Genomic DNA, 12,448 nt, shown 5'->3' on the forward strand with positions numbered 1-12,448 from the left:
ACGAGGCGCTCTGTTTGTATCCCCGGTTCAGCCGGGAGGAACTCGGAAGGAGGTTCCTGGGCCTGATGACTTACCTGGATCCGAAAGGTGAAGGGGACAACAGCATGTCAGGAAACCAGTGACCGGGCTCAGTTGTCGGAGACGGGGTGCTGGGAGGCCCGCGCGACATGGCGAAGACTGGATTGTTTGAAGCCCAATCTCCAGCAGATGCAAGTTCTCATCCGCCGGAAGGACAGCTGAAACCGGCGCCGCACCCTGCATGGGGTTCGATCGTGCCCCCGTGCACCTCCGGGGTGCGGAGCGATGCCCAGCGAGGGCATTCAAGGAGATGAGTGGGACGCCTAACTCGCGCTAGAACGTACGGACAGAGACGAACGTGGGATCGCCTACGGGACGCGAGTCCTAGGGCGACGGAGGCCCCGTAGTAGTCGCCGGATTAACGACCGGCCAGGGAGGACGGGAAAGCCGTCCACAGGGCGAAGGGGGCCAGGTGGCTCGGACACACCAGACCCGGGAGGTATGCGAGTGCAGATCGCCGCAACGGCGGTGTGTGTCCTGCGCGAGCAGCCTGAACCGCTCACGCTGTAGTCACTGGAGAGCCGGATGATGGGAAACCGTCACGTCCGGTTCGGCGGGAGGCCGCGCGGAACAGGACCTGCCACGGCAGGTACCTCACCGCGCGGCCGACCCATCCGGCTGGCTCATGCATCACCGCCGCCTGGCCCGCGACTACGAAACCCACCCCCACCGCTCCGAAGCCATAATCCACGTCGCGATGATCGACCTCATAAGCCGCCGACTCACCCGCGAATCCACCCCCACCTGGCGCGACACCTGAACCTCGAACCAAACAACCTCGCCGGAACAAAACGCCCTTTCAGAGGTCGTTTTCATCAGTAGAGTCTGTTTGATCCAAACATGTCGCCGTGATGAGACTCGGCTCTTGAGGCGCCAGTGTTCCTTGCGGTCGGTGAGGCTGAGCGGGCGACCGGATTGTCTGTCTCATCCAAGAAAGCCTGTCTCATTCCAAAGAATCGCCGTATCGGCGATTGCGTCTACCGCGGCGCGCTCTGGCCCGTTGCGTGAGAGGTGCGAGTGGCCTTCTGGGGATGCTGAAGTGGAACAAATTGTGTGAAAACGACCTCTCAGCGGGTTCGGCAGCTTCGCGAGGGACAGCTTCTTCCTGTTTGACATCCTCCCCGCCCTAAAGGACGGGGATTCCCGCCTGGCTGCCGGTGGTGACCGGCTGGGCCTTCGGGTGGGTTCCCCGTTCAACGGGCCGTGCCTGGCGTGGGATTTCCACTCCAGGACTGACCGGCCCTCCAGGGGCGTTTAGCCTCTCCGCCTGCCCGGCGGCGAGGATCACTCGCGACGCGTTGAGGTCGCGATCATGTTCGGTACCACAGCCTTCGCACCGCCAGATACGCACGTGCAGCGGCTTCTTCCCGTCCACGACCCAGCAGACCGAGCATGTCCGGGAGGAGGGCAGCCAGCGGGAAACGATGCCGACGTGCCGGCCGTAGCGGGCCGCCTTCTCCTCCAGCACCCGGCGGAACATGCCCCATGCGGCGTCGTGCACAGACTTGGCGAGGCGAGTGCGGGCCAGGCCGGAGACCGCCAGGTCTTCGAGGTAGACCGCTTGGTTGTCGCGGATCAGCCTCGAAGCGCTCTGGTGACACCAGTCCCTGCGCGCATCGGCCACCCGGGCGTGCGCCCGGGCGACCTTCAGCCGGGCCTTGGCCCGGTTCTTCGACCCCTTCGCCTTGCGGCTCAACGTCTGCTGCGCCTTCCTCAGCCGACGCTCGGCACGCCGCAGGAAGCGTGGGTTGTCGATCACCCGCCCGTCGGACAGAACGGCGTAATGCATCAGCCCCAGGTCGATACCGGCCTCGGCATCCACGGGCGGCAGCGTTTCGGGCTCGACGTCCACCACGAAGCTCGCGAAGTACCGGCCCGAAGCGTCCTTGACCACAGTCACCGACGACGGAGCGGAAGGCAGCTCCCGAGACCAGCGGACCCGGACGTCCCCGATCTTCGCGAGGTTCAACCGGCCGTTGTCCCGCAGCCGGAACCCGTTCCTGGAGAAACGGACGGCCTGCCGGTTGTCCTTCTTCGACTTGAACACCGGAAGCCCCATACGGCGCCCCCGCCGCCTCCCCGACACCGACGCGAAGAAGTTCGCGTACGCCGTATCGAGATCACGAAGAGAGGACTGCAGGGCGTCCACCGACACCTCGGCGAGCCAAGCCCGCTCGGGCGTCTTCTTCGCCTCGGTGATCACCCGCTTCGCCAGAGCACCCGTCGCGATCTGTGACTTGTCCGCCCGGTACGCGGCCTTCCTCGCGGCCAGCGCATCGTTGTAGACCACCCGGGCACAGCCGAACGTACGGGCCAGCGCGATGCGCTGGCCCGGCGTCGGCTCGAGTCGGAAGGAGTACCGCAGATGCACGCGACCAACCTAACGGCCACCACTGACAACGCCGGTCCACCCAGCAGCGAACCGGCTCTCCCCGCCCTGCTCCGCAGCAGTTTCGCCTCCTCCCCCGCCTGAAGGCCGGGGTATCCACGAAGGAAACCCGATGAAGCGATTCGGGCCTGGGGCCAGTCCTGGAAGTTCAGGGGGACGGGCGGGTTTCGGCCTCCTCCGCGCCGGATGCTGCTGGGGCCACCGAGCCCAGGAACGGGAGGCACGCCACAAGGAGCAGGCCGGCCAGTGCCCAGGGGGCGTTGAGTCCGACGTGCTGAGCTAGGGCACCGCCCGCCGCAGCGCCTATGGGCATGGCCCCCCATGCGGCGAGTCGGTAGCCACTGGCCACCCGTCCCAGCATGCCCGGCGGGGCGAGACGCTGCCGAAGGGAGACCGTGCACACGTTCCACAGCACCACCCCGGCGCTGTTGAGGGCCAGCATGACGGCGACCAGCGGCCACCAGGGGAGTACCGCGACGACCAGGTAGCCGAGCGCGGAGACGGACACTGACGCTTTCACACTCCGCCCAGACCCCAGCCGCTCCACGATCCGGGGCGCCGTCCTCGCCCCGGCGAGGCTGCCGACGGCTGCGGCGACCAGCATCAGGCTGTACCCGAAGGGGCGTAGATGGAGCCGCTGTTCGACGTAGACCACGAGGACCGCGTAGACCGCCTGTTGTCCCACGCCCAGGACTGCGACCACCACCATGAGAGGGCGCAGAACCCGATCGCGTGCCAGGAACCGCAACCCGGCCCAGGTGCCGCGCAGAAGGCTCCGCATTCCCCACTCACCGTCCGCCGTGGCCGGTGCAGCCTTGTTCGGAAGCCCCGTGAGCAGCAGCGCTGACGCGAGAAACGTCGCGCCGTCCAGGAGGAAAGGGAGCGGGTGCCACGCCGTCCAGAGCGCAGCTCCCATAGGTGGGCCCACGAAGCCGGTTCCGACGATCTGCGCGGAGATGACCCGGGCGTTGACTCGCTCGAGTTGCTGGTCGGTGGCTAACGCCGGCACGACGGCCTGTGCGGCGCTGTCGAAGAACACCTCGGCTACGCCCGAAACGAACGCCAGCAGCACCAGGACCGTCACCGGTGTCCACCCGGTCACCACGAGGGCGCACATCAGGGACAGTGTTGCGCACCGCGCCAGATCGCCTCCCACCATCGACCGGCGCCAGGGCATGCGGTCCACCAGAGTGCCGATGACCGGTGCCAAGAGCCAGGCCGCACGGCTCGCGGCCGCGACTGTGGATACCCAGAACACGTCCTCGGTGCGCCACGCTGCCAGGAGGGGAAGTGCCGCGAACCGCGCACCGTCCCCCACCGAGCTGAGCACGTTGGCGGTGATCAGTCGGCGCAGGGCCCTTGCCTGCGACTGATCCAACGAGGGTGAGGGGGAATCGGCGCAACTCATCGAGGTGAATATGCCTTTCGTCGATGATAGAGCGCGGCGCGGACACCGCGCGTCCGAAAGAGCCCACCTGTGCCCATCGTCTGCAGGGAGGCACAGGTAACTCGACGCAAGTGCCCCGTGTACGGCGAACCATTCCTGTCCCGGGGGAGACTTTTACTTTCTTTCACTGAGTGGCGGAAATATTCGCCTAGGTTGTTCGTGACGCTTGACTGTGCTCCTCCCGCCGTGGCAGCTTCGATGGGTCGCCAGGTGCGAATCTGGTATCAACAACTCTTGCTACGAACACTGTTGGCGCTACCCCGCACATCACCCTCATCGTATTTCGCGGTTAGCGGGGGGTTTTCCTTCGACAGGGGCCACCGTATGCATAAACCTGCACTCGTCACACTCGCCGAGCATCCAATCTTCGCTCGATCGGACGGAATCGTCGATCGGTTATACGAGAGCTACGACTTCCTACTCGAATGCGTCGCTCCTGAAATCCGTCCAATCGATTCCGCAGGTCACAGGATTCTTCGCGACACCGCCCTGGAGCCTACCGTCCGTCACAAACTCGACCAGGCGCTGCGGAGAATTCGGAACATCCCTGCCTGTACAGCGGAAATCGTTTCGCTCATGGACGGACCTCTGCTCGGCGCAACGCTCGCGACGGAGGAGGAGAGTGCCGGCGTCCGGCAGACGGTCGAACTGCCTGGCCACCAAGTTCACCTGCTCGCGGACCCCACCCTGCCGGCCGATGTCCACGAGACGTTCGAGACGCTGTTTCGCCGCCATCTCAGCGCGGGTGAGGGTGCCGACACCCTGACGAGCCTCACTGCCGAGCAGGCCACAACGCTTCGCACGGCCGTGGATCTGATGCTGGCCACCGCCCCCGACCTGTGCAGCGGTCTGTTGCGGCACGCCCGTTACGTCGTCGCTGTCGATGGTCCCGACGCTTTCGACAGCGCGTCAACTCGCGAGATCCCCGGCGCGGCTTTCGTAGCCGTCCGCTGCATGCGGACCCCCGAGCGAGTGGCCGAAGCGATGGTCCACGAGTTCGTGCACCTACGCCTGTACGACCTGCAGGCGACACGGTCGATCTTCGCCCCGGCCTACGACACGGACACCGCGCCCACGGTGGCACCCGAGTGGCATGAAACGTCCCAGGTCTCCCGATGGCCCATCGACCGGGCCCTGGCCGCCGCGCACGTCTACGTCCATCTCTGCGCCTGGTTCGAGCAGCGCGCCCACCACAGCCAGAAGCCCGACCTCGGGCAAGCCGCGCAGACGGCCGCGTTCCGGGCTACCAGCCTTCTCGACAAGGTCTCCCGTTACTCCGAGGAGTGTCTCGGCCCGGCAGGCAGGGACTTCCTGCACTGGCTCACAGAGCTGCACCGGACCCAGTCCGACCCGCTTTCCCACACCGTCGAGCGGGTGGCGTCCTAACCGGAGCGCCACCACACCCCCGGCCCGTACGGAAGCACCGTGCACACCGCTGGCCGTCCCCCGGTGTGGAGACCGCCTGAATCTCCACCCGGTGCCTGCCGGGCCCGGCCACGGTGGCGGCCGCGAGCCGTTCACCGCCCCGGCATGCCTGCACGCTCGCGGATGATCCGTGGCCCCACCGGCCATCGGCATCCTCGCTCCGGCCACCTCAGCACCCGTGCCACACGCTACCGATCAGGACGGAGCCCCATGGATCTGGTACTCAACGAACCCCTCAAGAGCTGGTTGCAGGTCACACAGTCGTGCAACCTCAAGTGTCGGCAGTGCTACGGCGACTGCGCGGCCGAGCCCCGCAGCCAGGAGATGCGCCGGGCCGAGTACGCGGCGCTCATCCGGGAGATGGCCGAATCCGGGGTGATCGAGGTCTTCGTGGAGGGAGGCGAACCCCTCAACCGCCCGGACGCCCTGAGTCTTCTCGCCGAGCTGACTCCACACGTGATGACTCGTCTGCGCACCAACGCCACGCTGCTGACCCCCGAGGTGGCAGCCGAACTGAAGAGAATCGGGATCGGCGAGGTGTACGTGGACGTCCTCGGCGCCACCGCGGACACCCACGATTGGCACGTACAAGTTCCCGGCAGCTTCGACCGGACGGTCCAAGGAGTGAGGAACGCCCAGGCAGCCGGGCTTCCCGTCTCCCTGCTCATCATCATGACGCGGCGCAATGTGCACGAGCTCCAGGCCGTGCTCGACCTCGCCGCCGAACTCGGTGTCCCCCGGGTTGGAGTGCTTCGCCTTTACCCCCTGGGCCGGGCTCGCACTCAGTGGAAGGAACTGGCCCTCCGGCTGCCCGACCAGATGGCCGCATTGGATGCGTTGCAGGCACCCGACTCGGTACACCTGATGACTTCCTGGCACCCCAAGGACGGCAACTGCTGCTGGCAGAACGCCGGCGTGGACGCCACCGGCCGCTCCGTCGGCTGCGCCTACCTGCGGGACTACACCGACTACGGCAACGTCCGCGAGGTCAGCTGGCTGAGCACCTGGAACGACCCCGTCTACGTGCACAATCGCTCCGGCCACGTGGACGGCGGCTGCGAGTCCTGCGAAGAGACCCAGGGGTCCTCAGGCGGCTGCAGGTCGACGGCCTTCGCCTTCACCGGCCGCTGGGACACCCCCGACCCGTTCTGCACGACGACCAACGGAGGGATCGATGTCTCTCAGCTCCCCGACGACCTCGAAGACCGGCGTGTCAGCCCTGCCGTACCGGCAACGAGCCGACTGCTATGAGCAGAGCCCACACGCCAGGTTCCGCCCTGTCCCCGAGTGGAACTGCATGCTCGCCTACACACCGCGCAGGCCCGACATCCACTACCTGAACCCCGTGGCATGGGTAGTCGTGGAGCTGTGCGACGGATCGTCTGGTTCGCAGATCTTCGCCTCGTTCAAGGAGCTCAACAAGGGCCGGATAGGCGAACCAGAACTCCAGGAGGCGTTCGAGTCGGCGATGGCACAACTCCTCGAAAAGGAGTTGATCGCCACCGCGTGAGCGACCCGGCGCTTCGCGGGAGGGAGGTGAAGTGATGACGAAGAAGAAGACGGACCTCGAGCACCTCATGGCGGCGGCCGGCGCGACCGGTGAAGGACCCGCCGTCGAGGTGGTACAGCCGGAAGTGCGCACTGGTGCGCAGTACGCCCTGCTGCCGTCGATGAAGGCCAAGCGCCCGGACACGTCCGGCGCCGCCCCGGAGACGGAGACGGACGACCAGAAGTAGTGACGTGGGCCAGCCTCACGTCACCTCGACCGGCACCCGGACCACCGTCCGGGTGCCGGCCCCACCAGGAGGACGGACCGATAGGGAAGACGATGGGCACGAAGACCGTTCTGGTGAACCCGCCCCTGTGGAACGCGTACGCCCCGCACCTCGCGGTGCCCCTGCTCCTGGGAGACCTCCGAGCACGCGGCCACGAGGCCACCGCCTACGATCTGAGCATCGAGTGCATCGACTGGATGCTCTCGGCCGCAACTCTTCAGGAGCTACGGGAGAAGGCGGCCACGCGCCCTCCGGCGGACCTGGAGGACGAATGGGCACGCCAGCGAGGTCTTCTGGTCGCCCCCTCCGCGATCCGGGGCATCGAGGAGGCGAAGGCGCGGCTGAGGTCCCTGGACACCCTGCACGAGCCGACCGCGTTCCACTGGGCCCGCCGTACCGTACGCGACGCGCTCTGGCTGATCTCGGGGGCATTCTCCCACTGCGACTTCGACCTGGTGTCCAACACCTCGGCATACTCAGCCGAGTCGACGGTCCAGGTGCTGGCGGCGAGCGGCGACCCCGAGGGTAACCCTTACCGCTGGGCCTTTGACCGGATGCTCGACCTCGACCTGTTCCGCGACCCCGCAGTCGGTGTGGTCGGCGTGAGCATGTCCGCCGACACCCAGCTGATCGCCGGGGTCACGTTCCTCACCATGCTGCGGGAAATGCGCCCCGACATCCACGTGGTCCTTGGTGGCAACTACGCCACACGACTGGTCGACCGATGGCAACACCGGCACGCTCTCTTCGACTATGTCGACACCGTGGTGACGGGAGAGGGCGAGGGTGCACTCGCCGCCGTCATCGACGGCCTCGACATAGGTACTACGGCGGGAGCGGACTTCCGGGAGGCGATTCCGGGAGCTGTCTGGGACGGCGGTGGCATCCTGTTACGCACTCCCCGGCGGAGCGCCGACATCTCGGCCTCCGTGAAACCAGCCTACGACGCACTTCCGCTGGGAAAATACCTCGCCCCAGGGCCAATCCTGCCCGTCTTCGCCTCCCGCAGCTGCCCCTGGGAATGCGCCTTCTGCTCGATCCCGTTCGCGAGCAATTCCTTCCGGCAGCGGCCTGCAGCCGCCGTCGCCGAGGAGATGGACCTGCTCCGGGCGGACCACGGCTCCCACTACTTCATGTTCGTCGACGAAATCATGAGCCTGCGCACCCTTCGCAACATCGGCGAGGCGCTCGTGCCCGCCTCCGACGTGTTCTGGTACGGCGAGACCCGCTTCGCCGGCGGCCTGGACGACGAACTCGCACGGCTCCTGCACCACTCGGGCTGCCGCCGGATGAACTTCGGCCTGGAGTCGACGAGTCAGCGTGTCCTGGACCTGATGCGCAAAGGCACGCGAATCGAGGACGGCCACCGGAACATCAACGCGATGCTTAAGGCCGGAGTACCGATCCACCTCTTCGTCATCCACGGCTTCCCCGGCGAGACCCGGGAAGAAGCCGCACACACGGTGCAGTTCGCCGAGGCCGTTCGACGCCTGTCCATCGAGCGGTACGGCGTCGCACACACGACCTGGGGCGGCTCACCCTTCGTCCTGGACGTGCACTCGCCCATCGGCACCAGGCCGCAAGAGTTCGGCGTCCACATCGAGTCCCCCGACCCCGGCGACGACCTCAGCCTGAGCCGTAACTACCGTACCGACGCGGGCCTGTCCCAGCAGGACACCCTCGCGGTCGCCAAGGACGCGGCCGGGTCCGACGACGACACCACCGTCTGGTTCCGGGCTGCAGGCGATCCCATGGCACGAGAAATCGAGGAGTTCACCTTCCTTCGGGCCTGCGTCCAGGCGCCCCCGCCCGAGGCACCGTCCGTCCCGCTCTTCAACTGGCCCCCACCGGAACCGGACGCCCTACTGCGCATCGCCCCCGGCGTGACGTTCACCCGGGTGCCCTGGACGGCGACAGAAACTGACTCCGAACCGGCGATAGCTCTGTACAACTCGGCCCAGGACAGGTTTCTCCAGCTCAACTGGAAGGGCGACACTACCTGGCAGGAGCTGAACGGCCTGTCCACGCACGAGATGGTGGCGTGGCTGGCCGAGCGGGAATGCCACTACCTCGGCTCCGACCCCGCCGCCACGGCCTCACTGCTGCTCCGGCACGGATTCCTAGTGCCCTCACGACGGCAGGCAAAGGCACCGGCCGCCGTGCTCCGTGCCGAGATCGGCATCGCTCTGAACAGCCGCGACGGAGTCCACCACCTTTCCAACCCCATCACCGGAGTGACGATCCGGCTCCGGGGTAACGCCGTCGACACTTGGCGGTATCAGCGGTACGACCGCACGACCGCGTCGGAGGCTTCGCGGGACACCGTCACCGACGCACTGGTCCGTTACGGGTTCCTGCACTATCAGGCGGCTGGCACCGGACTCCCGCAGCCGAGGCATCTCACCCAAGGACAGGCGGCGTAGAGCGGTGGAACCATTCCGGATCTCTGACGAGGCGCCCCTGACGGTGCGCCCCATGCTGCCGGAGGACGAGCCCGGCGTCGCCCGCGTGCTCACGGCCTGTGACGACTACCTGCTCACGGCCACCGGCTCCGCGACCTTGCCGGCAGACGTGCAGAGTCTGTACTACTCCTTGCCCGAAGGCGCGGATTTCGCACAGAAACACCTGCTGGTCCTCTGCAAGGGGACGGACGTGGTGGGCGTGGTCGACGCCGTGGCCGCCCATCCCGACGAACACGACCTTTCGGTCGGACTGTTCCTCATCGATCCTGAGGTGCGGCGCACCGGCGGGGGCACCCTGGCGGCTCGCCACCTCCTGCGGGAGGCCGCGGCGCGTGGGCTGCGCCACGTGACCGCCACCTGCCCCCAGGACTGGGCCCCCGGCATCGCTTTCCTGGACAAGCTGGGCTTCCAGGTGCAGGCACCAACGAAGGACCCTGCCCCGACGGTGGGCAACCGGCTCCGGTACCCCGCCGAGACGGGCCTGTGCATCGCCGTTCGGCATCTGGACGATCCGCCCCCTGACACCAGCCACCAGGTCCGGGGGGTGTCATGACCGTGGTGCCCACGCTCCTCGCCGCCAGCTCCGTCAGCGTTCAGGAGGACGTCGCGGCGGCGTACGCCCTGGTCCGTGCCTTTGACAACGACGCGGCGTGGTCGGCGGCCACCGATCCGCACACCGAGTTCGCGCAGCTACGGCGGCAGAACCCCGTGCAGCGATCGACGCTGGAGCGAGTGATCACCGGCGTGGACGCACCCGAGGAGACGTCCACTCCTGTCTGGCACGTCGTCTCGTTCACCGCCGCCGAAGCCATCCTGCGAGACGAGGAGACCTTCTCGTCGTCGGCATACGACGACAGCATGGGACAGGTGATCGGCAGGTCCTTCCTTCAGATGGACCACCAAGAGCACAGGATTTGGCGAACTGTCCTCCACAGCGGCTTCAGCCGGCAGGCGGTCCTCGGCCTCCGCGACGCGATCCGCTCCGACACGGCCGCCGCACTCACCACTGTCGCCGCACGCGGCGGAGGCGATCTGGTCGCCGAAGTGGCCTTCCCTGTGGCCCTGGCCACCATCGCGCGCATGATCGGTTTCCCTCCCGGTACACGGATCGGCACGCTCTACACCTGGGCGGTCGGACTGCTCGACGACGCCAACGGTCAGATCTCCACGGCCGTAGAGGAGATGCTCAACACGCCATCGGCATGGGCCCCCGATAGCCTCGTGGCCCTGCTCCTGGGCACTAAAGACCCTGAAATCGGGACAGGGCCTCAACTGCTCCCAGCAGTACGGCTGCTGTTGTCCACGGGCACAGAGCCGCCGTTCCGTTCCCTCGCCACCCTGATGTACGCGACCCTCACTGACCACTCCGTCGCGGACCTGCTGCGTACGGACCCGCCTGCAGCCTCCTCGGTCGTCCAGGAGTGCTGGCGCTGGGAATGCCCCCTGACCTGGGTACTGCGCCGCTGCACCGCCGACACGGGGCTCTGCGGCCAGGTGATCCGGCGCGGCGACCTGGTCTGCATCAACCTCGCCTCGGCCAATCGCGATGAAACCCGGTGGCACCAACCGGAGCGCTTCGACCCCCGACGCGAGCCATTGCCGAGCCTGGCCATGGGAACCGGCCCACACACGTGCCTCGGACGCCGCCTCGCCGCTCTGGAAGCGAGCGAAGTGTTGTACGCGCTCGATGGGGCCCTGCCCACCGAGTCGTCAAGATGGGCTCTGGACTCCGACGGTCCAGTGGGACGCGGCTTTCGATCGCCCAGGCGGCTCAGGGTTCGCGTCGTCCCATCCTGAACCCCGACGGCGCCACTACCCCCGGGCACGAGGAAGCCTCGGCTACCGGTAGTGGATGACGGGGCGGTCCCACAAGGTCCTGGCGCAGACCCGGACTCGCCCACCGGCGTCTGACACCGACCACTTCGACGAGCTGCTCGTCGACGACGCGAGGCGGGCGGAGAACGCCCAGCGCGACCAAGCCGACTTCGTCAGCAAGGCCGCCCGGCGGAGTGTCGAAGTCGGTGAGCGCCACGGCTCTCGGGTAACGACCGGGGTAGTGGGCGTTGCAGGTGGCGCAGCTCTGGCTCCGTTCCGAAGTCGCGCTTGGAGGCGCTCGGAGACGAAGCCCTCGGGGTACGGCTCCCTGCGGACCCCTCGGATGCCCTGCCTCAACGACAACCCCAGCTGCCAGGTTGAGTACGGCGACCGTGCCCCGAACAGGCACCTCCATGCTCATGCGCCCGCGCGGACGAGGTGTTCAAGTTGGTACGGCCTCACGTCACCAGATGCGCACTACGACAGGCTGCGGGTGGCGGGCCCTGGAGGGCGCCTATTCACCGGTGTTCGTCCAGGGGCTCCGCTGCGAACGCGCCGCCGCACAACGGAGCATCGGTTAGCTGGAACCGCTGGACGCGGCCGTTGATGGTGACGGCAACGATGCTGCCGACAGGCCGGGTGGTGTCGCACAGCACGGCGCGGCCGAGTGAATCCGCCGTGCTGCCATCCTCATCTGGACCCGGCGATGAACAAGGCGTCCGAAGGGTTCGTCAGGCCGGCCCGTGAACGATGAGGCGGTTCTGCTCGCCGTCGAAGATGTCGGCCAGGACGTTGGCCTCCGGTCGGTGCCCGTCGAAGAGACCTTGCTGATCGACGTGCACGATCAGGATGTCGTGGCTGTCAATCACCTCAGAGATGCCCCGGGTCTCGATCGTGTCCGACCATGCGTCCAGATTCCGGCCGAACCACTCCAGCAGGCCGCACGGCTCGCTCACCGCGTCCCAGAAATCGTTGAGTGTCTCGATCAGCCGACCGCGCAGGTCAACAATCAGCTCACTGTCCGTCATCACAGCAGCCTAACCAGCCTCACCACAGT

Annotated in this window: 10 protein-coding genes and 1 pseudogene; 8 read left to right on the forward strand and 3 right to left on the reverse strand. The window is 67.1% G+C overall.

The genetic code is table 11. The annotated features are described in order from the left end of the window. Positions 1–694 precede the first annotated feature (694 nt). Positions 695–838 (forward strand): annotated as a pseudogene (locus OHT01_RS00225) (IS5 family transposase); the annotation flags it as partial. A 366-nt stretch (positions 839–1,204) separates the two neighbouring features. On the opposite strand, the gene OHT01_RS00230 reads toward OHT01_RS00225, so the two are convergent. Both OHT01_RS00230 and OHT01_RS00235 read right to left on the reverse strand, forming a co-directional pair. Then, positions 1,205–2,449, reverse strand: coding sequence for an RNA-guided endonuclease InsQ/TnpB family protein (locus OHT01_RS00230; protein ID WP_328551037.1), 1,245 nt, complete (start codon positions 2,447–2,449; stop codon positions 1,205–1,207). Between the two features lie 166 nt (positions 2,450–2,615). Next, complete coding sequence (locus tag OHT01_RS00235) at positions 2,616–3,875, reverse strand: MFS transporter (protein ID WP_328551038.1); 1,260 nt, start codon at positions 3,873–3,875, stop codon at positions 2,616–2,618. 615 nt (positions 3,876–4,490) lie between these two features. Between OHT01_RS00235 and OHT01_RS00240 the strand changes: the two genes are divergently transcribed. The 7 genes from OHT01_RS00240 (at position 4,491) to OHT01_RS00270 (ending at position 11,373) form a co-directional block, all read left to right on the forward strand. Beyond that, complete coding sequence (locus tag OHT01_RS00240; RefSeq protein WP_328551039.1) at positions 4,491–5,300, forward strand: aKG-HExxH-type peptide beta-hydroxylase; 810 nt, start codon at positions 4,491–4,493, stop codon at positions 5,298–5,300. Positions 5,301–5,549: 249 nt separating this feature from the next. Then, positions 5,550–6,590, forward strand: coding sequence for a radical SAM protein (locus tag OHT01_RS00245; protein WP_328551040.1), 1,041 nt, complete (start codon positions 5,550–5,552; stop codon positions 6,588–6,590). 46 nt (positions 6,591–6,636) lie between these two features. Further along, on the forward strand, positions 6,637–6,849 hold the full coding sequence (locus OHT01_RS00250) for a hypothetical protein (RefSeq protein ID WP_328551041.1): 213 nt from the start codon (positions 6,637–6,639) through the stop codon (positions 6,847–6,849). A 34-nt stretch (positions 6,850–6,883) separates the two neighbouring features. After that, positions 6,884–7,075 carry a hypothetical protein gene (locus OHT01_RS00255; protein ID WP_328551042.1) on the forward strand — a complete coding sequence of 64 codons (192 nt, stop codon included), beginning with the start codon at positions 6,884–6,886 and terminating at the stop codon, positions 7,073–7,075. 92 nt (positions 7,076–7,167) lie between these two features. Further along, positions 7,168–9,537, forward strand: coding sequence for a B12-binding domain-containing radical SAM protein (locus tag OHT01_RS00260; protein WP_328551043.1), 2,370 nt, complete (start codon positions 7,168–7,170; stop codon positions 9,535–9,537). A gap of 4 nt (positions 9,538–9,541) precedes the next feature. Beyond that, positions 9,542–10,129 carry a GNAT family N-acetyltransferase gene (locus OHT01_RS00265; protein ID WP_328551044.1) on the forward strand — a complete coding sequence of 196 codons (588 nt, stop codon included), beginning with the start codon at positions 9,542–9,544 and terminating at the stop codon, positions 10,127–10,129. Further along, the gene (locus tag OHT01_RS00270; protein WP_328551045.1) at positions 10,126–11,373 is read left to right on the forward strand and encodes a cytochrome P450; all 1,248 of its coding nucleotides are present in this window, start codon (positions 10,126–10,128) and stop codon (positions 11,371–11,373) included. Before OHT01_RS00265 ends, OHT01_RS00270 begins: the two co-directional genes overlap by 4 nt. 749 nt (positions 11,374–12,122) lie before the next feature. Here the strand turns inward: OHT01_RS00270 and OHT01_RS00280 are convergent. Further along, positions 12,123–12,419 carry a barstar family protein gene (locus OHT01_RS00280; RefSeq protein WP_328551046.1) on the reverse strand — a complete coding sequence of 99 codons (297 nt, stop codon included), beginning with the start codon at positions 12,417–12,419 and terminating at the stop codon, positions 12,123–12,125. Positions 12,420–12,448 lie beyond the last annotated feature (29 nt).

This window comes from Streptomyces sp. NBC_00358 (genome assembly GCF_036099295.1).
Lineage (GTDB): Bacteria > Actinomycetota > Actinomycetes > Streptomycetales > Streptomycetaceae > Streptomyces.